This window comes from Paracoccus sp. (in: a-proteobacteria) (assembly GCF_030538695.1).
Classification (GTDB): domain Bacteria; phylum Pseudomonadota; class Alphaproteobacteria; order Rhodobacterales; family Rhodobacteraceae; genus Paracoccus.
This window is the reverse complement of record NZ_JAUNTN010000021.1, coordinates 25,316-48,512: the sequence shown is the minus strand read 5'-3', so window position 1 is coordinate 48,512 and position 23,197 is coordinate 25,316. Positions and strand designations below refer to the sequence as shown.

The following is a 23,197-nucleotide window of genomic DNA, read 5'->3' as shown; positions in this document are numbered from 1 at the left end:
CGGCGGAGGTCAAGCAAATGTTGCATAACTGGTTTGCAAAAACTTAACAGGACACCTGAGGGAAACCCTGCGGATTTCCGGGTTTCAGCGGATCGTGCCGCCCGATCTGGTCCCGGCATCGGGGTTGGCGGTGCCATCGGCGGCCAGCGCAACCTGTTCAGCTTCTTTGGCGTCCAGAATATGCTCGGCCGGTTCCACGATGTCGCGGGCCTGCTCCTCGTTTTCGTCCTCAAGTTCGGGCGGGTCTTCTCCGGCAAGGAAGTTACCGAACTTTTCCAGCCCCGGAATGTGGTCGGCCATGACCCGGATCACCACCAGCATCGGCACCGCCACCACCATGCCCAAAATCGACCACAGCCATGCCCACAGCGCCACGGTCAGGAACACCACCACCGTATTCAGCGATAAGCGGCGTGAGACGAAATAAGGGGTGATCAACTGTCCTTCGATGGCAGTGCAGGCCAGATAGGTCAGTGCGATCATGGTTGGCGTCCACAGGTCGTCAAAGCTGACCAGCGCCACCAGAAACGATACCGCAATCCCCCCGATCGAGCCGAGATAGGGAATGAAATTGAACAGGAATGCGCCCAGTCCGAACAGCAGCGGGCTGGGCATCCCCCATATCCACATTGTCGTGCCGACGGCAATGCCAAGGCAGGCGTTGATGATGGTGATGGTGCCCATATAGGAACCAAGGCTGGCCTCGATCTCGCGCAGGGCGATATAGGCACGCTTTTTGTTGGTTAACCCGTCAAAGCTCTGCACGATTTTCAGGTAAAGTAAATCGCCCGAAGCCAGCATGAAAAACAGCAAAAACAGGGTAAAGACGATCTGACCTGTTACACCGGGGCCAAAGTTCAGCAGGGTTTGCAAAGTGCTTGGTGCATCCCCAGTGCCGCCCGTGCCTGAGGACATCTCGTCAATGGTTGCGGCGGCTTGTTCCAGCCCGCTGAAGTTATTGCGCAACTCGGCCAGTTTGGCCGCAATGTCGGTGGAAAGCTGCGGTGCGCGGGCAATCAGGTCGCCTGCCGGGCCGGAAATCGCCCAGCCAAGCGCCGCCAGCCCGGCAATAATGCCCATCAGGATAATGGCTGCCGCAGCCGCCGGGACCAGCCCAATCTTTTCCAGCATCCGCCGCACCGGCACAAAGATGAAAAACATCAGCACCGCCAGCGATACCGGCATCAGGAAGTCCCGCGCTTCGGATACAAAAAAGAACAGCAGGATCAGAAAAATGCCGACCACCGCCCAGCCGGGGATGGGTTTGGGCGTGGCCTCGGATTTGCCGACCGGGAAAAGCGTATAGGGGTTGGGCTGGCGCATCTGAGGAATCCCGGTGGCATGTTGTTGCATCCAAACGCCAGCCGCGCCGGGATGTTCCCCCGGCGCGGCTCTGGTTTGCAAAGATCAGTCGGATCAGATGGGGCGATCAGATGGGACGGTCGCCCTGTGCGTCGATAACGCGGGTCGGCAGGCCCATATCGCCCAGCAATTCAAGGAAGGGGCGGGCGGGCAGTTCTTCGACGTTAACCATGCGCTTTACGTCCCAGACGCCCCGCGCGATCAGGATGGCGGCGGTGACCGGCGGCACCCCGGCGGTATAGCTGATGCCCTGACTGCCAACCTCGTTATAGGCGTCCTTGTGGTCCGCGACGTTATAGATGAACACTTCGCCCGGCTTGCCGTCGCGGGTGCCTTTGACCAGATCACCGATGCATGTCTTGCCGGTATAATCCGGTGCAAGGCTGGCCGGATCGGGCAGCACGGCCTTGACCACCTTCAGCGGCACGACCTCTTGGCCCTCAGCGGTTTTGACTGGCTGTTCGGACAGAAGGCCAAGGTTTTTCAGCACGGTAAAGACATTGATGTAATGTGCGCCAAAGCCCATCCAGAACCGCACATCGGCATGAGGATAGCGGGCGGAGAGGCTGTGAACCTCATCATGGCCGGACATATAGGCGGTCTGTTTGCCCACCACTGGCAGATCCCATTCGCGGCCGACCTCGAACATCTTGTTCTCGGTCCATTTGCCGCCCTGCCAGGCGTAAACCGTGCCGGTGAACTCACGAAAGTTGATTTCGGGGTCGAAATTGGTGGCGAACCAACGGCCATGCGAACCGGCGTTGATGTCAACAATATCAATGCTTTCGATAGTGTCGAAATATTCATCCTCGGCCAGACGGGCATAGGCATTCACCACGCCCGGATCAAAGCCGACCCCCAGAATTGCGGTGATCCCGGCCTTTTCGACCGCATCACGTTTTTTCCATTCGTAATTGCCATACCACGGCGGCGTTTCGCAGATCTTGGCCGGGTCTTCGTGAATCGCCGTGTCCAGATAGGCGCAACCCGTGTCGATACAGGCTTGCAGCACCGTCATGTTGATAAAAGCGCTGCCGACGTTAATCAGGATTTTCGCGTCGGTGCGATGAATCAGCTCCGCAACCGCATCCGTATCCATCCCATCGACCGCATGAGCGGTAAACCATGCCTTATGGCCCTTGTCCGCGACGCTGGCGATGATTGCCTCGGCCTTGGATTTGGTGCGGCTGGCGATATGCAGCGCGCCGAACTCGGCGGCCCATTGCGCCACCTTATGCGCGGTTACCTGGGCAACGCCGCCGGCGCCGAGGATCAGGATATTCGGTTTGGTCACGTCATCAAACTCCTGTGGTTGGGTCACGAAAGGCTGTCGCGATAGTCGTCATAGCCAAAGCTACGGACCAGTCGCACGGTTCCATCCAGATCGCGGATGGCAATAGAGGGCATGGCAACGCCATTGAACCAGTTCTTCTTGACCATCGTATAGCCCGCCGCGTCGTTGATCGACAGCCGGTCGCCAATTTTCAGGTCATGGTTCAGCTTGGCCTCGCCAAAAATGTCGCCCGCGAGGCAGGATTTCCCGGCAATCTGCCAGATGCGGTCGCCGGTTTGCGGCAGCTTGGCCTGTTCGCGGTAGATCAGCAGATCAAGCATATGCGCCTCGATGCTGCTATCGACGACGGCGATATTCTTTTCGTTCTGCATCACGTCCAGAACCGAGACCTCCAGCGTGGTCGAATTGGTGATCGCGGCCTCGCCGGGTTCCAGATAGACCTGAACCCCCAGTTTTTCCGAAAAGGCTTTCAACCGGGCGGCCAGCGCCTCCAGCGGGTAATCCTCGGGGGTGAAATGGATGCCGCCGCCAAGGCTGACCCAATCCAGCTTTTTCAGGAACGGGCCAAACTCGGCCTCGATCCGGTCAAGTTGCTGATCGAACAGCGCAAAATTGCGGTTTTCGCAATTATAGTGGATCATCACCCCGTTGATGCGGTCCAGCGCCTGTTCCAGCCGCGCCATGTCCCATTCGCCAAGCCGGCTGAACTGACGCGCCGGATCGGCAAGGTCGAAGCCGCTGGTCGAAAAGCGCGGGTTCAGCCGCAGGCCGCGCGCAACCCCCTGCGCCCGATCCGCGAAACGGTCAAGCTGGCCAAGGCTGTTGAAGATGATCTTGTCGGCGTAACCGACCGCTTCGTCGATCTCATGGTCTGCCCATGCGACGGAATAGGCATGGGTTTCCTTGCCGAACTTTTCGCGCCCCAGATGCAGCTCGAACAGCGAGGAGGATGTGGTGCCATCCATGTAATTGCGCATGAAATCAAAGGCCGACCAGGTGGCAAAGCATTTCAGTGCCAACAGCGCCTTGGCCCCGGATAATTCACGCAGGCGCTGAATCCGCTGCATGTTCTGTTGCAGCCGGGCAAGGTCGATCAGATAGTAAGGTGTCCGAAGCTCGGTCATGTCGGGGCCTTTCGCGGGTCAGACCCGGCTATATAGGGGTGATGTGACGGTTTCGCAAACCTGTTCCGCAGCGGGTTCCGGGCAGCCGGGATCAGGTGGGCGGGATCAGGCGGGTGGGCGGAAGCCGTCCGGGATGCGGTCGTGACCGTCCAGCAGCAGATCGGCCAGCATGGCGGCGCAGGCCGGGGCCATGGCAAAACCGATCTTGAAGCCGCCATTGGCGATATAATGTCCCGCCCGTCCGGGCCATGGCCCGACCATCGGCGCCCGCGACCGCGCACGGGGGCGGACCCCGGCCCAGCGGGTTTCGATCTGCGCGTGTTGTAGCCGTGGACACAGGATGCGGGCGCGGGCGATCACGTCCTCCAGCGCCTGATCGGTCGAGAGGTTGGTAAAATCGCGTTCCGAAGTCGAACCCACCCCGATACCGCCATCCGCATGAGACACGATATGCAGCCCGTCGGCATAGATCTGTGGCGCATTGCGCAGGTCCACGCCCGGCAGGCGCAGGGTTGCAGACTGACCTTTGACGCCATTCCCGGCGGTTTTGCCGGTATCCTGCGACAGCCGGTCCAGCCCTGCGACGCCGGTGGCCCAGATTGCGGGGCCGTGCAGCGCGTCGGGATCGGGGGCCGAGCCAAGCCGGATTTCTGCGCTCTTGGCCCGCAGCGCCGCCAGCAGAGCCGCGCCCGCCCGGCGTGGGGACAGCCGCGCCGTCAGGTTGTCGAACAGCCACAAGCCGGTCGGGCTGGTACAAGGCAGAGGGCCGGGCTGGTCCAGCAATTGCATCCCGAATCCATCCGGCCAGAGGGTTTCTGCACCCTTGATCCGCGCCTTGGCCCGGTCCACGGCCGCCTGATCTGGCAGGGGTTGCAGCCGTCCGGTCCGGGCATAGCCGGGGTCGGTGCCGCCGGCCTGCGCCACCTGTGCCCACCAGTTTTCCGCCGCGATCAGCGCATCCAACTGGATTTGCTTGGTTTCGGTCCATTGTTCCGGTGCATGAGGGGCCAGCGCCCCGACCGTGCCGCCGCTGGAGCCTACGCCAATTGCTGCCGCTTCGTGCAGCACCACTGGCACCCCGCGCCGGGTCAGTTCCCATGCGCAGGCCAGCCCAAAGATGCCGCCGCCGACCACCTGAACCCTTGCCATGACGCCCCCGCCGCTGCCATATCCATGTGATCAGAAGGGCATAGCGCAGATGCAGCAGGACAACCAGCCACAGCTTGACTGGCGCGAGGGCGGGATTCCCGTCTCGACCCGGTTCGACGATCCCTATTTCAGCCTTGCCGGGGGACTGGCCGAAACGCGGCATGTGTTTATGGCAGGTAATGATCTGCCTGCACGGCTGCGCCCCGGCTTCCATGTGGCGGAACTGGGGTTCGGCACCGGGCTGAACCTGCTGGCGCTGGCCGCCGTCGCGGAAACCCCGGTCCGTTTCACCAGTTTCGAAGCTTTTCCCATGGCGCTGGATGATATGGCCCGCGCTCATGCGGCTTTTCCTGAGCTTGCGCCGCTGGCCGAACAGTTGCGTATGGGCTGGCCGTCCCGCCGGATGCAGGTCGGGCAGGTGCAGGCCGAGGTGTTGATCGGGGATGCGCGGGACACGCTGGCGGGGTGGGCCGGGGCCGCGGATGCGTGGTTTCTGGACGGGTTTTCCCCGGCCAGGAACCCGGAACTGTGGTCCAATGGTCTGATGATGCAGGTTGCCGGTCACACCGCGCCGGGCGGCACATTTGCCACCTATACCGCAGCGGGCCATGTTCGCCGCAGCCTTGAGGCCGCAGGCTTCAGCGTCACCCGCAGCCCTGGCTTTGGCCGCAAGCGCCATATGAGCCAAGGCCGCCTGAACCCGCCGCAAGGCAGTCAGGATCAGCAGGCAAAGGGCGGATAGCAGGGGCAAGACAACCTCGGGGTGATGATTCGCCCTGATCCTTGCACATCACCCCCTAAGATTTTGCTAACGCCGCACCTGTGGCACCCGCGACAGGTGGTAATCCACCGGCGCATAGGGCGGGTGGCCGTGGGTCCGGGTCCAGAACTGTGTCCCGCCAAGGCGCAGAAACAGCGGCAGGGTCAGCACGACCCCCACAACAAAGCCGCCCGCATGGGCCCAATAGGCAACGCCGCCACCACCTGCTTCGCTGGCATAGCCCGAGAACAGTTGCAGCCCGAACCATGCTATCAGGACAATCCACGCCGACAGGGTAAAGCGTTTGATAATAATGACGATAATTGCCACGATGTCGACTTTTGCAAGCGGGAACAGCAGCAGGTAGCCGCCCATGACCCCGGCAATTGCGCCGGATGCGCCGACCATCGGGATGGTGCTGTTGGGGTCTGCGTAAATCTGCGCCCCCGCCGCGCCAAGCCCGCAGGCCAGATAAAAGGCCAGAAAGCCGACATGGCCCATCTGGTCTTCCAGATTGTCGCCAAAAATCCACAAAAACAGCATGTTGCCGCCAAGATGCATGATCCCGGCGTGCAGGAACATGTGCGTCAGCAGCCCGTAATACAGATGCCCGCTGGTCACGGCACCGGAGTAAAGCGCGCCTTCATAGAACAGGTTTTCGGCCCCGCCTGCCCATGGCGCGGTCAGCAGAAAGATCAGGATATTCAGAAAAATCAGCCCGTTGGTGACATAGGGCGTGCGGTCTGACGGGTTGTGGTCGCGGATCGGGAACATGGGTTTTCCTGCAATGACCGGCTTAACATGCGCTTTGCGTGGTGACTGGACAAGGCCCTCTGCGCCACCTATCTGACCCGCGAAAGCGAAAAGGAGACCGGGATGGCGGCGATCATCGAGGTCGAGAACCTCTCGAAACGATATGACGGCGGCACGCACGCGCTGAAGGATGTCTCGCTGAGCATCGAGGAGGGCGAGATCATCGCCCTTCTGGGGCCGAATGGGGCGGGGAAAACCACGCTGATTTCGATTATTTGCGGCCTTGTCCGTCCGACCGAAGGCACGGTGCGGGTGGGTGGTCACGACATCCGCAAGGACTGGCGGGCGGCGCGCAAGCTGATCGGGCTGGTGCCGCAGGAAATCGCGCTGGAGCCGTTTGAAACGGTCTGGAACAACGTCGTCTTTACGCGCGGCCTTTATGGGCAGGGCCGGGATGACGTGTGGCTGGAGCGCATCCTGCGGGCGTTGGCCCTGTGGGAGAAAAAGGATCAGCCGACCCGCGCCCTGTCCGGCGGGATGAAGCGGCGGGTGCTGATTGCCAAGGCGTTGTCGCACCAGCCCAAAGTGCTGTTTCTGGACGAGCCGACGGCCGGTGTGGACATCGCCCTGCGCCGCGAGATGTGGGAGGTCGTGCGCCAGCTTCGGGCCGAGGGTGTCACCATCATCCTGACCACGCATTATCTGGAAGAGGCCGAGGAAATGGCCGACCGCATCGGCGTGATCCGCAAGGGTCAGCTTTTGCTGGTGCGCCCCACGGCCGAGCTAATGGGCGAATTCGGGCGGAAACAGTTGGAAATCCAGCTTGACCGTGCGCTGGACGCGCTGCCTGACCATCTGGCGCGGCGCGATGCGTTGACGCTTTCTGCGGACGGGCGCAGCATCACCTATGACTATGATGCCCATGCCGAACGCACCGGCATCGCCCGGCTGATGGGTGAGTTGGCGCTGGAGGGGATCCCGGTGCGCGACGTGGCCACCAAGGAAAGCAGTCTGGAAGACATCTTCCTTGATCTGGTGGAGGATGAGGCATGAACTGGCCCGCAATCGCAGCGATCTACAAGCATGAAATGGCGCGGTTTTTCCGCACGATCTGGCAGAGTATCGCCTCGCCCGTGCTGTCCACGGTTCTGTATTTCGTGGTATTCGGGGCGGCCATCGGCGGGCGGATTCAATCGGTCGATGGGGTGCCTTATGGTGCCTTTATCGTGCCGGGGCTGATGATGCTGACGGTGTTGCAGCAATCGGTCTCGAACAGCAGTTTCGGCATTTATTTCCCGCAATTCTCGGGAACGATCTATGAAATGCTGGTTGCCCCGATCGGTTGGCTGGAAATGACCATCGGCTTTGTCGGGGCGGCTGTCAGCAAGGCGATTTTTATTGCCGCTCTGATCCTGCTGACCAGCTTTTTCTTTGTCGGCGTCCATATCGCGCATCCGTTCTGGATGGTGGCGTTCCTGTTCCTGACGGCGCTGGCCTTCTCGCTTCTGGGGTTCATCATTGGTCTGTGGGCGCGGAACTTTGAGCAGCTTCAGATCGTGCCGATGATGGTCATTACGCCCTTGGTTTTCCTGGGCGGGGCGTTCTATTCGGCCAGCATGTTGCCCCCGTTTTGGGAGGCTGTGGCCAAGCTGAACCCGGTGCTTTACCTGATTTCCGGGTTCCGGTGGTCGTTTTTTGATATGGCCGATGTGCCGGTGGGGCTGTCGCTGTTCGCTGTCGGGCTGATGATTGTGGTCTGCGGGCTGATTATCCGCTGGATCTTTGCTTCGGGCTGGCGGCTGCGTGAATGAGCGCGGTGGACATGGATCACCTGAACCAATGGCTTGGCCGGTCCGAGGAGCGGCTCGAGGTGATCGCGCCCTTTCCCGCCAATGCGATGGCGGCGACGCTGGACCGTGGTGACAGCTATGGGGCAGGGGATGTGCTGCCGCCGCTGTGGCACTGGCTGCATTTCCTGCCGGTGCATAAGCTGTCCGAGTCCGGGCGGGACGGGCATCCGGCCAAGGGGGGGCTTTCTGCCGCCGGTGCCGCTGCCGCGCCGGATGTGGGCGGGCAGCCGGTTCCGCTTCACGGGTGATCTGCGGATTGGCGATGCGGCGCGGAAACGCTCGACCATCGGGAAAATCGCGCATAAGGCGGGGCGTAGCGGTGATCTGGTTTTCGTGACGGTGAACCATGATCTGTTCGTGGGCGACCGGCAGGTGCTGGCCGAGGAACATGACATCGTTTATCGCGAAGACCCGCGCCCCGATGCGCCGCAGCCGGTGTTGCAACCCGCGCCGGAAGGCGATGATTTCAGCCGTCAGATCACGCCTGATCCGGTGTTGCTGTTCCGCTATTCCGCGCTGACCTTCAACGGGCATCGCATCCATTACGACCAGCCCTATGCCACACAAGTCGAAGGTTATCAGGGGCTTGTCGTCCATGGCCCGCTGACTGCGACACTGCTGCTGGACACGTTGCGCGACAATTGCGCGGCACGGGTCGCGGAATACAGTTTTCGGGCTTTGGCGACGATCAGTGATGACATGATTTTCAGCACCCATGGCGCATGGCAGGATGATGGCAGCGTCCGCCTGTGGGCGCGCAGGCCCGATGGGGCGCTGGCGATGGATGCGATTGCAAGGCTTTCCTAAGTCCGCGCCTGCGGGTATAGCGCGGGCATGACCCAGAATCCGCCCGATCTTCGCCCCGATCTAGCCCCGCGTGCCATCCTGCCGACCGACCGGCGCGAGGGCCAGCCGACCATCGGCATGGTCAGCCTTGGCTGTCCCAAGGCTTTGGTGGACAGCGAGCGCATCCTGACGCGCCTGCGGGCCGAGGGTTACGCGATCAGCCCGGATTACAGCGGTGCGGATGCGGTGATCGTGAATACCTGCGGCTTTCTGGACAGCGCCAAGGCCGAATCGCTGGATGCGATTGGCGAGGCGCTGGCGGAAAACGGGCGGGTGATTGTCACCGGCTGTCTGGGGGCAGAGCCGGAATATATCACTGGCGCACATCCAAAGGTTCTGGCCGTCACCGGCCCGCATCAATATGAACAGGTGTTGGACGCGGTTCACGTTGCCGTGCCGCCCAGCCCCGACCCGTTCATCGACCTGTTGCCCGCGCAAAGCGTGCATCTGACGCCCCGCCATTACAGCTATCTGAAGATTTCCGAGGGCTGTAATCACCATTGCAAGTTCTGCATCATCCCCGATATGCGCGGTCGTCTGGTCAGCCGCCCGGCCCATGCGGTCATGCGCGAGGCCGAAAGGCTGGTCGCCGCCGGGGTGCGCGAATTGCTGGTGATCTCGCAGGATACCTCGGCTTATGGCGTGGACCTGAAACATGCGACGGATCGTGGACATCGCGCCCATATCACCGATCTGGCGCGGGATCTCGGCAGCCTCGGGGCTTGGGTGCGGCTGCATTACGTCTATCCCTATCCGCATGTGCGCGAGCTGATCCCCCTGATGGCTGACGGGCTGGTGCTGCCCTATCTGGACATCCCGTTTCAGCACGCCCATCCCGATGTGCTGAAACGCATGGCCCGGCCCGCGGCCTCGGCGAAAACGCTGGACGAGATCGCGGCATGGCGTGCGGCCTGCCCCGATATCACCCTGCGCTCGACCTTCATCGTTGGCTATCCCGGCGAGACCGAGGCCGAGTTCCAATATCTGCTGGACTGGCTGGATCAGGCGCAACTGGATCGTGTCGGCTGCTTCCAATATGAAAACGTAGCCGGCGCGCGGGCCAATGACCTGCCCGACCATGTGCCGGATGCGGTCAAACAGGACCGCTGGAACCGCTTCATGGAAAAGGCGCAGGCGATCTCGGCGGCGAAACTGGCGGCCAGGGTTGGCACCACGCAGCAGGTGATCGTGGACAGCGTGGATGAGGACGGCGCGACCTGCCGCACCATGGCCGACGCGCCGGAAATCGACGGCAACCTGTTCATCGACGAAGGGTTCGAGGGCCTGACCCCCGGCGACATCGTGACGGTGACGGTGGACGAGGCCAGCGAATACGACCTTTGGGGGCGGCTGTGAAACCGCAACCCATCCATTACGACTGGGACAGCGACGGTGCGCCGCGCAAGCCTGCGGTGCTGTGCATCGGGGCGCAGAAGGCGGGGACCAGTTGGCTGGCGCAGATGCTTGGGCAGCATCCGCAGGTCTGGATTCCGCCGTTCAAGGAAACGCATTTCTTCAATTATCAGTTCATCCCCGGCCATCGCTACTGGATCGAATGGCATTACCGGACCCAGCCGACTGAGCTGCGCCAGCGTCATATCCGGCGGCAATCCCCGATCCCGCCCGAGGTGGACGCCTGGCTGGATGCCGTCAGCACCAGCAAGCGGATGTTCACAAACCACTGGTATAAGCAGATCTTCGCGCCTGCGCCTGCCCATGCGCTGCCCGCGGATTTCACGCCGGAATACTCGACCCTGCCGGATGAAGGCGTGGCCCATGTTGCCAGCTTTCTGCCCCGCGCCAAGGCGATTTACCTGATCCGCGACCCTGCCGACCGGGCGATTTCACAATTGCGCATGAACCTGATGCGGGAAAAGCGCCGGCCCGTTTCAGTTGCGGACTGGCTGCGTGAGGCCGAAAACCCGGTGCTGGCCGAGCGCGGCGATTACGCGACCTATATCCCGCGCTGGCAGCGGCATTTCGGGGACCGTCTGCTGATCCTGCCCTATGGCCGGATTGCGCGTGACCCGGATGCGCTGATGCAACAGGTGGAAACCCATCTGGGCATCGGCCCCTTCGTCTATGCGGGGCTGCGCAACAAGGTCTTTGCCGCGCCCGAAGGCGAAATGGTCCCGCCGCCCGAGGTTCGCACCGCCCTGCGCACCCGTTTCGCGGCGCAATATGACTACCTGACCCGCGCTTTCCCCAAGGATTTCGTGGCGCAGCTTGGTTAAGGCCGCAGGGCGTGTCAGCCTGGTGGCAATGGACACGGCCGCCATTGCTCTTATCGGCATGGCAGCATTGCCCCGGAGGTGATGATTTCCGACAGCCGCCACCATGGGCAAGGGCGTCCGGCGGGGTTTGAGCATAGGCAAAATGTGCCCGTCCGGCTCGTCGTTACGGCAGAGGTTGCCCCTATTCCGACAAAACCGCGCCGCCCCGCGATTTCAGGTCTTGGGCCAGTGCCTGCACCCCAACCCTGTGCCGGGCGCAACCGTCGGGGGAGGCAAGGAAATCCTGCAAGGCGGGTTCCAGATAATCCTCGGCGAATTGCCCGGTCGAAAGCCCCATATGCGTTGCGATCTGCTGCCCGGTGCTGGCGATCAGCGCGGCATCCCCTGGTTGGGCATCGTTCGGGCAGTTGCTGGCGGCGACATTGGCAATGGCAAAGCGACGCAGGTTGTCCGGCCCTGCCAGCCCGGCAATCTCGGTCTCGGTCTCGGTCTCGGGCAGGGTGCGGATCATCACCGGCCCATCCGCCAGCGCCGGGGCTGCTATCAGCAAACAGGGCAGCAATTTCCACATGTGACGCTCCTTTTCTTGCCAGTTGTCGTTGCAGAGCGGGCGGCTGGCGTCAATCCGCTTCACCTTGCGGCGCGGATCGCCTAAACAGCCCTCAACCAGCGAACAGGAGCGGATGATGGCCTCGTATCAGTTTGTCTATCACATGGACGGTGTGTCCAAGACCTATCCCGGCGGCAAGAAGGTGTTTGAAAACATCCGCCTGAACTTTCTGCCCGGTGTGAAAATCGGCGTCGTTGGTGTCAACGGTGCGGGTAAATCCACGCTGCTGCGGGTCATGGCCGGCTGGGACAAGGATTTCACCGGCGAGGCATGGGCCGCCAAGGGCGCAACCGTCGGCTATCTGCCGCAGGAGCCGCAGCTTGACCCGCAACTGAACGTGCGCGGCAATGTGATGGAGGGCGTCAAGGCCAAGCAGGCCAAGCTGGACCGTTACAACGAACTGGCGATGAACTATTCCGACGAAACGGCCGAGGAAATGGCCCGTTTGCAGGACGAGATCGACGCCGAGAACCTGTGGGATCTGGACAGCCAGATCGACGTGGCGATGGAGGCCCTGCGCTGCCCGCCTGACGATGCCGATGTGGAAACCCTGTCGGGCGGGGAGCGCCGCCGCGTGGCGCTGTGCAAGCTGCTGCTTGAGGCGCCCGACATGCTGCTGCTGGACGAACCGACCAACCACCTTGACGCGGAAACGATCGCCTGGCTGCAAAAGCACCTGATCGAGTATCCCGGCACGATTCTGGTCGTGACTCACGACCGCTATTTCCTTGACGACATCACCGGCTGGATTCTGGAACTGGATCGTGGGCGGGGGATTCCCTATGAGGGCAACTATTCCGCATGGCTGGAACAAAAAGCCAAACGGCTGGAGCAAGAGGCCCGCGAGGATAAGGCCAAGCAAAAGACGCTGGAGCGCGAACTGGAATGGATTCGCGCCGGGGCGAAGGCGCGTCAGGCGAAACAAAAGGCCCGGATCAACGCCTATAACGAACTGGCGGGCCAGTCCGAGCGTGAAAAGCTGTCGCGTGCGCAGATCATTATTCCCAATGGTGAGCGGCTTGGGAATAAGGTCATCGAAGTCAGCGGCCTGAAAAAAGCCATGGGCGACAAGCTGCTGATCGAAGATCTGGATTTCAGCCTGCCGCCGGGCGGCATTGTCGGGGTGATCGGGCCGAACGGCGCGGGGAAATCGACCCTGTTCCGTATGCTGACCGGCAATGAAACCCCGGATGCGGGCGAGATCAGCTTTGGCGAGACCGTGCATCTGTCCTATGTCGATCAGTCGCGCGATGCGCTGGACCCGAACAAGACCGTCTGGGAGGAAATCAGCGGCGGGGCCGAGCAGATCGAATTGGGCGATGCGACGATGAACAGCCGTGCCTATTGTTCCGCCTTCAACTTCAAGGGCGGCGATCAGCAGAAAAAGGTTGGTCAACTGTCGGGCGGTGAACGCAACCGTGTCCACATGGCCAAGCTACTGAAATCCGGCGGAAACGTCCTGCTACTGGACGAACCGACCAACGATCTGGACGTGGAAACCCTTCAGGCGCTTGAAGCTGCGCTGGAGGATTTTGCCGGCTGCGCGGTCATCATCAGCCACGACCGTTTCTTCCTCGACCGGCTTTGCACGCATATTCTGGCGTTCGAGGGCGATGCGCATGTCGAATGGTTCGAGGGTAACTTCGAGGATTATGAGGCTGACAAGATCCGCCGTCTTGGCCCGGATGCCGTCGAACCCAAGCGGGTGAAATACAAGAAGTTTACACGCTGAGCCAAAGGGCGGGGAAATCCCCGCCCTTTATTTTACCGCCGCCCGGATCGGATCAGCCGTGACCGCTGCGGGTTCCTGAAACGGGTTGCCCTGCATCAGCACAATCGCCGCAGCGGGCGCAGCGGCCAGCGCGAACAGGGCCACGCCAAGGCGCAGGGCATAGCGGTTTTCCAGATGGACGGCGGCGATGCTCAGCAGGGTCAGAAACCCCAGCAGAGCCATTGCCAGCCATTTCAGCGGGTTCAGATGCGTTTGGGTCAGGGCGATGCGCATGTCGCGGTCGCTGCGCAGGGCGCTGACACGGTTCAGAATGGCCTGCCCCACTGCATCGCCGGTGGATGCCTGAAAATCCGGGGATGCGGCGGCGGCCAGCAGGCGGTCTGCGGCTTGCGTTGTGGCTGGATCAGCTTCGGCGCGGCGCAGCGCGGGCCATTCATCCGCAGCGGCCGTGCCATAATCGCGGATCAGCACGGCCAGAGCGGCGCCTTGGGGCAGGGTTTCGGACAGGATCAGCAGGCTGCGCAGCGCCTCGGCCTCGCGATAGGTAGCGTCCATGGCGCGGTCACGGGCGGCCCATGTATCGTTGGCGATAAAGGCCAGCGTCAGCGCGAACAGCGTGCCGGTGATGTTCACAAAGGGCGGCACGACCCCGTGCCACAGGGCCGCCAGACGCGGCCAGCCGGGGCGGCGGGTCAGCCAGTCGATGACCAGAACTGCCGCCAGCGTGCCAAGCACCGCAACCAGCGCATAGGCATGATGTTCGATCGCAACCAGCCGCATATGATCCTCTTTGGTCTTGGCCTGACGCTTTCGTGACCGGGCGTCATGGCCTGAATATTTGCCTTATGTGCAGGTCGCGGCTAGGGGAGGGCAAGCCCATTGAAAGGAAAATCCCATGCTGACCCGTCGTGAGACTCTGGCCATTGGTTCCGCTGCTTTTGTGGTTTCCGCGTCCGGTGCTGCGCTGGCGCAGGATCGCAAGAACCCGATGCCGGATGAATTGCGCCGTGCGATTGAACGTGATCCGGCGTCCCCGGTGCTTGGCAATCCGAACGGCGACGTGACCCTGACCGAGTTTTTCGATTACAACTGTCAGTATTGCCGCCGGATGCTGCCGACGGTGCAGCGGTTGATCGCTGATGATAAGAACCTGCGGGTGGTGTTCTGGGAATGGCCGGTGTTCGGTGAAGGCTCGATGTATGCGACGCAGGTGTCGCTGTCGGCGCTGCGGCAGGGGAAATACTGGCAATTCCATTCCGGCCTGATGGCGCAGCGCGGGCAAGCCAATGAGGTCAGCGCCATGCGTGTGGCGCGAGAGGTCGGGCTGGATATGGACCGTGTGCAGCGGGATATGCAGTCGGATGCGGTGTTCAGCCAGATCGACAAGGCACGAGAGTTGGGCGACCATATGGGCCTGATCGGCACCCCGACTTTTATCGCCGGGGATGAGGGCGTGTTTGGCCATCAGACTATGGACAGCCTGAAAGCGATGATTGCCGAGGCGCGTCGGGTTCTGGGGTAAAGCGAAACGGCGGCCCGAAGAAGGGGGCCGCCGTTGCATTGGTGTGGTATGATAGAACTGCTCAACCCCATTCCCACGGTCGGGTGAACTGGCCCAGCTTGGCCTTGACGGCGGCTTCATCACATCCCGGATCGCGGGCCAGACGGGCGACAAGCCCGCGTTTCTTATCTTCGAACACTTCGGCCACATGGGCACCGGTGCCGTCCAGCGCGGCATCGTAAACCCGCTTGATCGCCAGCCGCCGCAGGTCGGGCTTGAAGATCTTACCAACCGCTGTTTTCGGCAATTCCGGCAGGATTTCCAGATGTTTGGGCTGTGCGGCGCGTTCGTGGATATGTTCGGCGGCATGAGCCATCAGTTCTTCGACCGTGACATTCGCCCCTTGCACAAGCTCCAGATAGACGCAGGGCAGCTCGCCCGCGAAACTGTCAGGCTGGCCGATGGCGCCGGCAAAGGCGACGGCGGGGTGGGACAGCATCCCTTCCTCGATCTCGGCGGGGTCAATGTTATGGCCGCCGCGAATAATCAGATCCTTGGCGCGTCCGGTGATCCACAGATAGCCGCCGGGGTCGATGCGGCCAAGGTCGCCGGTGCGCAGGAAGCGATCCTCAGCGAACAGGTCATGGTTCTTGTCGCTTTCGGTATAGGTTGACCCCTCGAAGACACCGGGGTTGGCGACGCAGATTTCGCCCACTTCATCGACGGCACATTCCTCAAACCCGCCTGCGGATTCGCGCAGGATTTTCACATGGGTATAGGGCAGGGGAATACCGACCGAGCCGACCTTTTTCAGCCCGTCGACGGGGTTGCTCGACACCAGACAGGTGGCCTCGGTCAGCCCGTAACCTTCGGCGATTTCCACCCCGGTGGCAGCTTTGAAGCGGTTATACAACTCGATCGGCAGCGGGGCAGAACCCGAAATAGCAGTGCGCAGCGAGGATACATCCGCATTCACCGGGCGCTGCATCAATGCTGAAATGGCGGTCGGCACGGTGATCAGGAAGCTGGCCTGCCAGCGTTCGATCAGTTTCCAGAAATTATCGAACACCCCATCGCCGCGATAGCCCGCCGGAGTCGGCATCACCATATGTGCGCCGGAATCAATACAGGACATCAGGACCGGATAGGCCGCGAAGACATGGAACAGCGGCAGCGGGCACATCAGCACGTCTTTTTCAGTGAACAACAGCCGCCCGCCAAGCCAGCCGTTATAGATCATGCCGGAATATTTATGCTGCGCGACCTTGGGCATCCCGGTGGTGCCGCCGGTGTGGAAATAGGCGGCCACGCGGTCGGTCTGCGGGTCGTCAAAATCAAGCTGCTGGTGGTTCTGCCCCGAGGTGGCGGCCTCGAAATCCAGCACCCGCACCTTGCGTTTGCGTTCGACCTTGGGGCGGATGAACGGCACCAGCAGGCGCTTGATCCCGGTCAGATAGCGGTGCAGGTCCACTTCGATCACGGTTTCGACATTCGGAGCCAGATCGACGGCCTGCGCGGCCTTTTGTGCCACATCGGTTTTAGGGAAGGCTTTCAGCGTCACCAGCACTTTGGCATTGGTGTTGCGCAGGATGCCCGCGATATGTTCCGGTTCCAGCAGCGGGTTGATCGGGTTCACGATCCCCGTCGTCGCCCCCGCCAGCAGCACCACCGGCGTTTCCAGACAGTTGGGCAGCAGATAGGCAACGGTATCCTGTGGCCCGACGCCAAGGCTGTGCAACAGGTTGGCGGTCTCGGTCACGCGCTGGTGAAAATCGTTCCAGGTCAGTGTTTTGGATGGCGCTTTCGGATCTGCGAACAGTTGAAAGCTGACGGCAGGACGATTTGCAAAGCGGTCGCGGGCGCGGGTTAGAAAACCATAGATCGTCTTGGCGGTATCACGCGCTTCATAGGGCTTTTCGGCCTCGATCTCATCGCGCATTTCAACGCTGGCAAAACGTCCCATATCTATCCTCCCTTGGATGCCGTCCTCCGTCGGCGTGGGCTTTAGAATGGACCCGGAAACGGCAAAGGGGCAAGGCCAAAGGCCCCGCCCCATCACAAAGTCACGCAGCGTTAGATTACTTGGCCGGGATGCGCAGGGTCTGGCCCGGATAGATCTTGTCGGGGCTGGACAGCATCGGGCGGTTAGCCTCGAAGATTTCGTTATAGCGGCCTGCGCTGCCAAGGGTTTTCTGTGCAATGGCCGACAGGGTGTCGCCCTTCTGCACGGTATAGAAGTTCGGCGCATCGGCCCCGGCAGGAGCGGCGGCGCGTTCGTCTTTCAGCTCGACGCGGGCGATGCCTTCGATGTTGCCAACTGCAAGGATCAGCTTTTCCAGCGTTTCCTGCTCGATGTCCTTGGCGGTCACGATGACAACATCGCCGCGCAGGGTCACATGAACGTCGCCATTGTTCAGGCCAAGTTCTTTCAGCTCGGCCACCAGCGCATCGACCTTGCGCTTTTCCTCGGCCTTGGCGGCTTCGGTCGGGTCAGCGGCAGGGGTGGCAGCGGCGGCTTCGCCCGGCAGGACTTTCTTACCGGCGCCCTTGATGAAATCCCAGAATGCCATCTTTGGCTCCTTTAGGTTAACTGTCGGGGTGGAAACGCTTTCGTTTGGGATTAGTTCCCGTTTTCTGCGTGGCCATCGGTAAATTGCAGCCGCGCCAGCCGGGCATAAAGACCGCCCTGCGCAACCAGCTCGTCATGCGTGCCTTGCGCAACGATCTGGCCATGGTCGAAAACCACGATCCGGTTGGCCTTTTTCACTGTGGCCAGACGGTGTGCAATGATGATTGTGGTGCGGCCCTCGGCCAGACGGTCCACGGCACCTTGCACCAGCCGTTCGGATTCGGCGTCCAGCGCGCTGGTCGCTTCGTCCAGCAGCAGGATCGGGGCGTCGCGCAGAATGGCGCGGGCGATGGCGATGCGCTGTTTCTGGCCGCCCGAGAGCATCACGCCGCGTTCCCCCACAAAAGTGTCATAGCCTTCGGGCAGGGCAGTCAGGAAGTCATGTGCATTGGCGGCGCGGGCAGCGGATTCGACCTCGGCATCTGTGGCCTCAGGGCGGCCAAAGCGGATGTTCTCGCGTGCGGAATCGGCAAAGATCACCGCATCCTGCGGCACCAGCGCAATCGAGCGGCGGAAGTCACTGCGGTTCATGTCGCGCAGGTCGATGTCGTCGATGCTGACGCGGCCCGTCTCGGGATCCCAAAACCGCTGGATCAACTGAATGACAGTGGTTTTCCCTGCGCCCGAGGGGCCGACCAGCGCCACGGTCTCGCCCGGTGTGATATGCAGATTGACATTTTTCAGGGTCGAAACATCGGGGCGCGATGGATAGTGAAAGGTCACGTCGTCAAAGCCGATTGCGCCACGCACCGGCTGCGGCAGCGGGCGCGGGTTGGCGGGATCGTTCAATGTGTCACGGGCCGACAACAGTTCGGCCATCCGCTCGGCCGCACCGGCGGCACGCTGGATTTCGCCCCAGATTTCGGACAGCGCACCGACGCCGCCCGCAACCATGATCGCATAGATCACGAATTGCACCAGCTCGCCCACGGACATGGTGCCATCATGCACGTCCCGCGCACCGATCCACAAAATGCCGGTAATGCCGGCAAAAATCATAAAAATCACAATCACGGTCATGGCCGCGCGGGTGGTGACGCGGGACAGGGCTGCGTCAAAGCTGCGCTCGGTCAGATCACCAAAGCGCGCGCGGGTGGCGGTTTCCTGTGTAAACGCCTGCACCGTCTGCGCGGCCAGCAGGCTTTCCGATGCTGCGCCGGAACTGTCCGCAATCAGGTCCTGATTGGTGCGGGACATTTTGCGCAACCGACGGCCAAGCGTGATAATCGGGATCAGCACCACCGGCACCAGCAGGAACACCAGCCCGGTCAGCTTGGGCGAGGTCCAGAACAACATCACCATGCCGCCAATCAGGATCATAAAATTGCGCAGCGCGATGGATACGGAGGAGCCGACAACCGACTGGATCAGCGTTGTGTCGGTGGTGATGCGGCTGATAATTTCGCCGGTCATCACGCGCTCGTAAAAGGCGGGGGACAGGCCGATCACCCGGTCGAACACGGCCTTGCGAATATCTGCCACGACCCGCTCACCCAGCCGGGTGACAAGATAATAGCGCAGCCCCGTTCCCAGCGCGAGCAGAGCCACGACCAGCAGCGCGGCGACGAAATATTCATCCAGCAGCGCGGCCCCCTGATTAAAGCCGTCCACCACCCGGCGCACGGCAATCGGCAGGATCAGACTGATGGCTGCGGTCGCCATCAGCGCCACCAGCGCCCCGAGCATCAGCAGGCGATAGGGCCGGATGAAAGGCCAGATCGCCCCAAGCGCCCCCACGCGGCGGCTGGTCGGGCGATCCTCGGTAACGCTTGGTCTGCGGGCCATGAGTGGTCTCCGTTCAACGATTGGGGCGTGGTGATGCGGGCCACCGGCTGTCAAGGCTGGTGCGGGCCGCGGGACTCGAACCCGCACGGGCTTGCGCCCCAGGGATTTTAAGTCCCATGCGTCTACCATTCCGCCACGCCCGCAGCAGCCCGGCTTGGCTATGCGCTTTGCTGGCGGGGTGCAAGGGGCAAGCGTGGGGCAGGGGGCTGACCCTGCGTTGCCTTCGCGTGACCGTTTCAGGCAGCTTTGGGGCAGGTGGCGCGGTTATACAAACCAATGGGGGTGATACCAGCCAGCCCCAGAGGGGCAGCCTTTGTCGCCCCCATCAGATGCAGGGCCGCGTGTGCTTTCACGGCCTTACCGTGCGTTTCGGTCGCTGGCCAGTTCCGGCGTGTCATCCATCAGCGAGGCATGGGCGCTGTCGCCAAAGGTTGCCCAATCCAGCCCCGGCTTGGGCTGCGGGATTTCATCGCGGTGCCAGGTCAGGTGCATCTGAACCTTGGAAATGAAATGCCCGGTGATCGGTGCCGTGGCGAACAGGAAGATCGAGATCATTAGCTCGTGCCACGAAAACACGCCCCGGAAGATCCAGAAATACAGCATCGAAGCAATCAGAACGCTGCCGACGCCCAGCGTTGCGGCCTTTGTCGGGGCGTGAACACGGGTCATCGGGTCAGGCAGCTTGACCAGCCCGAACGACCCGACAAGCCCAAAAAAGCCCGAGCAAACCAGCAGAAAGGCAATGACCAGATCGGCCAGCGTGCCGAACAGGGGCCAGCTTTCGGCAGGGATAAACGTCGCGGCAGGGACGGCAGCGGCAGTCAGGGGCAGGGAGATCATGGCGCTGTCCTCACTCGATAATGTCGCCGCGCAGGATGAACTTGGCATAGGCCACGGTCGAGACAAAGCCGACCATGGCAAACAGCATCGAGACCTCGAAATAAACGGTCGTGCCTTGCAGGATGCCGAACAGCGAAACCAGCGCGATCATGTTGATGGCCATGGTGTCCAGTGCAAGGATGCGGTCGCCCACACCCGGCGCAAAAACCACACGATACAGGTTGAACAGCAGCGCCATGCCAAAACAGCCAAAGGCAAAGATCAGAGCATAGTGGATCATTCGAAAATCTCCAGCAGGCGGTCCTCATAACGGGTCTGGATGTCGCTGATGATGCCCTCGGGGTCCGGCGCGTGCAGCGCGTGGATCAGCAGGAAATGCCCATCCTCGGACAGATCGGCGCTGACCGTGCCGGGCGTCAGGGTGATGGTCCCGGCCAGAACGGTAATCGCCTCGGGCGATTTGACACGCAGCGGCAGGGTGATCCATGCTGGCTGAAGCTGCCGTGCCGGTTTGAACAGCACGATCATGGCGACTTGAACATTCGCCACGATAATGTCCCAAATGACCACGAAGACATAGGCGATGATCCGGGGGATACCCCGGATATTGGCACGATGAGGCCAATAGGGGGCAGTTATTGCCGGAATGATGATGGCAATGATGATCGCAAAGACCAGCGAGCCCCATGCGAAACGGTTAACCAGCATCATCCAGACGACGACCAGTAGGGCCGATACGAAGGGATGCGGGAAAAGACGGCGGATCATCGTGCGCCCTCCTGTTCGATCAGCACGGCGCGGATATAGCTGGCCTGATCGCCAAGCTGCGCTGCGGTGTCCTCTGCCAGCCGCATTACCGGCCCGGCAAAGACGGTCAGCGCGACCAGTACGGCGATCAGCGCCATCGGCGCAGCCAGCGCCAGCCATGGGGCAGGGGCGTCGGCAAGGTTCTGGATCGCCTCGTCCGGTTCGATCTTGGTGAGGATGGTTTTGCGGTCCCCGGCTGTGGCTTCGTCGCCCGGCTTATGCACGCCGCGCATGGCGTAGGGCAGCCAGAACACCGTTGATCCAGCCCGCGCAAAGCCCACAATGGCGATCAGCGAGGTGACAAGGATCACCGCCCAAATCCAGACCCACCAGTCAGATGCACGGGTGGCATCCAGAACCAGCAGCTTGCCGATAAAGCCCGACAGTGGCGGCAGGCCCGCGATGGCGATGGCGGCGGCGAAGAACAGCGCCGAGATCAGCCCGTGGTTCGGCATCAGCGACCCGGCTTGCAGCCACAGCCCGCGCCGTGCGCCGACCAGATCGACGATCAGGAACAGTGCCCCGGCGGCCAGCGTGGAATGGATCATGTAATAGACCGCCGCCGACAAGCCTTGCGGGGTGAATTGTGCAACCGAGATCATCAGCGTGCCAATGGAGCCAATGGCCGCGAAAGCCGCCAGCCGTGCCAGATTGCGCGAACCAAGCACCCCGATCTGTCCAAGCGCCAGCGTGAACAGCGCGGCGGGCAGCAGCAGCTCTGCCGCCAGCGTCTCGATCACCGTATGCGGCGGGAATACCAGCGTGAAAAAGCGGATAATCGCGTAAACGCCGACCTTGGTCATAATGGCGAACAGCGCCGCCACCGGCCCCGGCGCATTGGCATAGGTCGAGGGCAGCCAGAAGTGCAGCGGGATCAGCGCCGCCTTGACCGCAAAGACCAGCATCAGAAGGATTGCGCCGACGCGGATCAGGCTGGTGTCCTCGGGCGGCAGTTGTGCCACGCGATTGGCCAGATCGGCCATGTTCAGCGTGCCGGTGACGGCATAAAGCGTGCCAAGTGCCGCCAGAAACAGCGCCGAACCGGCAAGGTTATAGACGACATATTGCGTCCCCGCCCGCAGCCGCATCTCGCCCCCGCCATGCAGCATCAGCCCATAGCTGGCGATCAGCAGGATCTCGAAGAACACGAACAGGTTGAAGGCGTCGCCGGTCAGGAAAGCCCCACAGACGCCCATCAACTGAAATTGCCAGAGCGCATGGAAATGCCAGCCCTTGCGGTCCCAGCCAGAGCCAAAGGCATAAAGCTGCACCACAAGCGCCAGCAGGGCGGTCAGCAGCACCATCACCGCCGCCAGACGGTCCAGCATCAGCACGATGCCAAAGGGCGCGGCCCAGTTGCCAAGCCGATACACATGCACCTGCCCGTCCGAGGCGATTACGTTCAGCCAGATGGCCACGCCAACCAGCGCCGCCGTCCCAAGGATCGAGAACACCCGCTGCAACAGCAGGTCATGCCGCATCCACAGGATAATCAGCGGCCCGACGACGGCGGGCAGGATGACCGGGGCAATGATCCAGTGGTTCATGCGCGGTCCTCCTGCTGGTCCAACTCGTCATTATGCAGCGGCTCGCGGTCGCGGCGGGGCATGTTGATACGGTCATCGCCGCCTTCGATAAAGGCACCAAGGGCGATAATGACCACCACAGCCGTCATGGCAAAGCTGATGACGATGGCCGTCAGCACCAGCGCCTGCGGCAGCGGGTCGGTATAGGGCCCGTCATGTGCGTAAAGCAGTGGCGGCCGGTCCACCACCAGACGTCCCGAAGCGAACAGGAATACGTTGATTGCATAGGTCCACATGGTCATGCCCAGCACGACCGCAAAGGCCCGGCGGCGCAGGATCAGATAGGTGCCGGACGCAATCAATGCGCCAATTGTGCTGGCCAACAGCAATTCCAT

24 protein-coding genes and 1 tRNA gene are annotated in these 23,197 nt (G+C 61.9%); 9 read left to right on the top strand and 16 right to left on the bottom strand.

Annotated elements, in window-relative coordinates; translation table 11 throughout:
- Nucleotides 1-84: 84 nt before the first annotated feature.
- The 4 genes from Q4G24_RS12555 to Q4G24_RS12540 form a co-directional block, all read right to left on the bottom strand.
- Nucleotides 85-1,323, bottom strand: a complete 1,239-nt coding sequence (locus Q4G24_RS12555) for an AI-2E family transporter (protein WP_303366883.1) — start codon at nucleotides 1,321-1,323, stop codon at nucleotides 85-87.
- 106 nt (nucleotides 1,324-1,429) lie between these two features.
- Nucleotides 1,430-2,656, bottom strand: a complete 1,227-nt coding sequence (locus Q4G24_RS12550; RefSeq protein ID WP_303366882.1) for a saccharopine dehydrogenase family protein — start codon at nucleotides 2,654-2,656, stop codon at nucleotides 1,430-1,432.
- 23 nt (nucleotides 2,657-2,679) lie between these two features.
- Nucleotides 2,680-3,780 carry a carboxynorspermidine decarboxylase gene (locus Q4G24_RS12545; protein ID WP_303366881.1) on the bottom strand — a complete coding sequence of 367 codons (1,101 nt, stop codon included), beginning with the start codon at nucleotides 3,778-3,780 and terminating at the stop codon, nucleotides 2,680-2,682.
- A 105-nt stretch (nucleotides 3,781-3,885) separates the two neighbouring features.
- Entirely contained in the window at nucleotides 3,886-4,929 is a 1,044-nt protein-coding gene (locus Q4G24_RS12540; RefSeq protein WP_303366880.1) for an FAD-binding oxidoreductase, read from the bottom strand.
- Between the two features lie 49 nt (nucleotides 4,930-4,978).
- On the opposite strand from Q4G24_RS12540, the gene mnmD reads away from it, so the two are divergent.
- Nucleotides 4,979-5,671, top strand: a complete 693-nt coding sequence (gene mnmD, locus Q4G24_RS12535) for a tRNA (5-methylaminomethyl-2-thiouridine)(34)-methyltransferase MnmD (protein WP_303366879.1) — start codon at nucleotides 4,979-4,981, stop codon at nucleotides 5,669-5,671.
- A gap of 66 nt (nucleotides 5,672-5,737) precedes the next feature.
- On the opposite strand, the gene Q4G24_RS12530 is transcribed toward mnmD, so the two are convergent.
- On the bottom strand, nucleotides 5,738-6,463 hold the full coding sequence (locus Q4G24_RS12530; RefSeq protein ID WP_303366878.1) for a rhomboid family intramembrane serine protease: 726 nt from the start codon (nucleotides 6,461-6,463) through the stop codon (nucleotides 5,738-5,740).
- 102 nt (nucleotides 6,464-6,565) lie between these two features.
- On the opposite strand from Q4G24_RS12530, the gene Q4G24_RS12525 reads away from it, so the two are divergent.
- From Q4G24_RS12525 to Q4G24_RS12500, 6 genes are read left to right on the top strand one after another with little or no spacing between them, the layout of a single operon-like run.
- Nucleotides 6,566-7,495 carry an ABC transporter ATP-binding protein gene (locus Q4G24_RS12525; RefSeq protein WP_303366877.1) on the top strand — a complete coding sequence of 310 codons (930 nt, stop codon included), beginning with the start codon at nucleotides 6,566-6,568 and terminating at the stop codon, nucleotides 7,493-7,495.
- Nucleotides 7,492-8,253 carry an ABC transporter permease gene (locus Q4G24_RS12520; RefSeq protein WP_303366876.1) on the top strand — a complete coding sequence of 254 codons (762 nt, stop codon included), beginning with the start codon at nucleotides 7,492-7,494 and terminating at the stop codon, nucleotides 8,251-8,253. The genes Q4G24_RS12525 and Q4G24_RS12520 overlap by 4 nt, the downstream gene beginning before the upstream one ends.
- Entirely contained in the window at nucleotides 8,250-8,540 is a 291-nt protein-coding gene (locus Q4G24_RS12515) for a hypothetical protein (protein WP_303366875.1), read from the top strand. Before Q4G24_RS12520 ends, Q4G24_RS12515 begins: the two co-directional genes overlap by 4 nt.
- On the top strand, nucleotides 8,506-9,099 hold the full coding sequence (locus Q4G24_RS12510) for an acyl-CoA dehydrogenase (protein WP_303366874.1): 594 nt from the start codon (nucleotides 8,506-8,508) through the stop codon (nucleotides 9,097-9,099). Before Q4G24_RS12515 ends, Q4G24_RS12510 begins: the two co-directional genes overlap by 35 nt.
- 27 nt (nucleotides 9,100-9,126) lie before the next feature.
- Nucleotides 9,127-10,494, top strand: a complete 1,368-nt coding sequence (gene rimO, locus Q4G24_RS12505; RefSeq protein ID WP_303366873.1) for a 30S ribosomal protein S12 methylthiotransferase RimO — start codon at nucleotides 9,127-9,129, stop codon at nucleotides 10,492-10,494.
- The gene (locus tag Q4G24_RS12500; protein WP_303366872.1) at nucleotides 10,491-11,372 is read left to right on the top strand and encodes a sulfotransferase; all 882 of its coding nucleotides are present in this window, start codon (nucleotides 10,491-10,493) and stop codon (nucleotides 11,370-11,372) included. The genes rimO and Q4G24_RS12500 overlap by 4 nt, the downstream gene beginning before the upstream one ends.
- 181 nt (nucleotides 11,373-11,553) lie before the next feature.
- Here the strand turns inward: Q4G24_RS12500 and Q4G24_RS12495 are convergent, their stop codons facing one another.
- Nucleotides 11,554-11,943 carry a hypothetical protein gene (locus Q4G24_RS12495; protein ID WP_303366871.1) on the bottom strand — a complete coding sequence of 130 codons (390 nt, stop codon included), beginning with the start codon at nucleotides 11,941-11,943 and terminating at the stop codon, nucleotides 11,554-11,556.
- Nucleotides 11,944-12,058: 115 nt separating this feature from the next.
- On the opposite strand from Q4G24_RS12495, the gene ettA reads away from it, so the two are divergent.
- Nucleotides 12,059-13,714, top strand: a complete 1,656-nt coding sequence (gene ettA, locus Q4G24_RS12490) for an energy-dependent translational throttle protein EttA (protein ID WP_303366870.1) — start codon at nucleotides 12,059-12,061, stop codon at nucleotides 13,712-13,714.
- Between the two features lie 27 nt (nucleotides 13,715-13,741).
- On the opposite strand, the gene Q4G24_RS12485 is transcribed toward ettA, so the two are convergent.
- Nucleotides 13,742-14,494, bottom strand: coding sequence for a DUF4239 domain-containing protein (locus Q4G24_RS12485; RefSeq protein WP_303366869.1), 753 nt, complete (start codon nucleotides 14,492-14,494; stop codon nucleotides 13,742-13,744).
- A gap of 115 nt (nucleotides 14,495-14,609) precedes the next feature.
- On the opposite strand from Q4G24_RS12485, the gene Q4G24_RS12480 reads away from it, so the two are divergent.
- The gene (locus tag Q4G24_RS12480) at nucleotides 14,610-15,236 is read left to right on the top strand and encodes a DsbA family protein (protein ID WP_303366868.1); all 627 of its coding nucleotides are present in this window, start codon (nucleotides 14,610-14,612) and stop codon (nucleotides 15,234-15,236) included.
- Between the two features lie 61 nt (nucleotides 15,237-15,297).
- On the opposite strand, the gene Q4G24_RS12475 is transcribed toward Q4G24_RS12480, so the two are convergent.
- From Q4G24_RS12475 to Q4G24_RS12435, 9 genes are all read right to left on the bottom strand, one after another.
- On the bottom strand, nucleotides 15,298-17,178 hold the full coding sequence (locus tag Q4G24_RS12475) for an acyl-CoA synthetase (RefSeq protein WP_303366867.1): 1,881 nt from the start codon (nucleotides 17,176-17,178) through the stop codon (nucleotides 15,298-15,300).
- A gap of 115 nt (nucleotides 17,179-17,293) precedes the next feature.
- Nucleotides 17,294-17,785 carry a peptidoglycan-binding protein LysM gene (gene lysM, locus Q4G24_RS12470; RefSeq protein ID WP_303366866.1) on the bottom strand — a complete coding sequence of 164 codons (492 nt, stop codon included), beginning with the start codon at nucleotides 17,783-17,785 and terminating at the stop codon, nucleotides 17,294-17,296.
- 50 nt (nucleotides 17,786-17,835) lie between these two features.
- Nucleotides 17,836-19,629 carry an ABC transporter transmembrane domain-containing protein gene (locus Q4G24_RS12465; protein ID WP_303366865.1) on the bottom strand — a complete coding sequence of 598 codons (1,794 nt, stop codon included), beginning with the start codon at nucleotides 19,627-19,629 and terminating at the stop codon, nucleotides 17,836-17,838.
- Nucleotides 19,630-19,686: 57 nt separating this feature from the next.
- Nucleotides 19,687-19,772, bottom strand: a tRNA-Leu gene (locus Q4G24_RS12460).
- 214 nt (nucleotides 19,773-19,986) lie between these two features.
- Nucleotides 19,987-20,469, bottom strand: coding sequence for a Na+/H+ antiporter subunit G (locus Q4G24_RS12455; RefSeq protein WP_368660941.1), 483 nt, complete (start codon nucleotides 20,467-20,469; stop codon nucleotides 19,987-19,989).
- A 10-nt stretch (nucleotides 20,470-20,479) separates the two neighbouring features.
- Complete coding sequence (locus Q4G24_RS12450; protein WP_303366864.1) at nucleotides 20,480-20,749, bottom strand: K+/H+ antiporter subunit F; 270 nt, start codon at nucleotides 20,747-20,749, stop codon at nucleotides 20,480-20,482.
- The gene (locus Q4G24_RS12445; RefSeq protein ID WP_303366863.1) at nucleotides 20,746-21,237 is read right to left on the bottom strand and encodes a Na+/H+ antiporter subunit E; all 492 of its coding nucleotides are present in this window, start codon (nucleotides 21,235-21,237) and stop codon (nucleotides 20,746-20,748) included. The genes Q4G24_RS12450 and Q4G24_RS12445 overlap by 4 nt, the downstream gene beginning before the upstream one ends.
- On the bottom strand, nucleotides 21,234-22,823 hold the full coding sequence (locus tag Q4G24_RS12440) for a monovalent cation/H+ antiporter subunit D (protein ID WP_303366862.1): 1,590 nt from the start codon (nucleotides 22,821-22,823) through the stop codon (nucleotides 21,234-21,236). The genes Q4G24_RS12445 and Q4G24_RS12440 overlap by 4 nt, the downstream gene beginning before the upstream one ends.
- A complete protein-coding gene (locus tag Q4G24_RS12435; protein ID WP_303366861.1) occupies nucleotides 22,820-23,197 on the bottom strand; it encodes a Na+/H+ antiporter subunit C in 378 nt (125 codons plus the stop codon). The genes Q4G24_RS12440 and Q4G24_RS12435 overlap by 4 nt, the downstream gene beginning before the upstream one ends.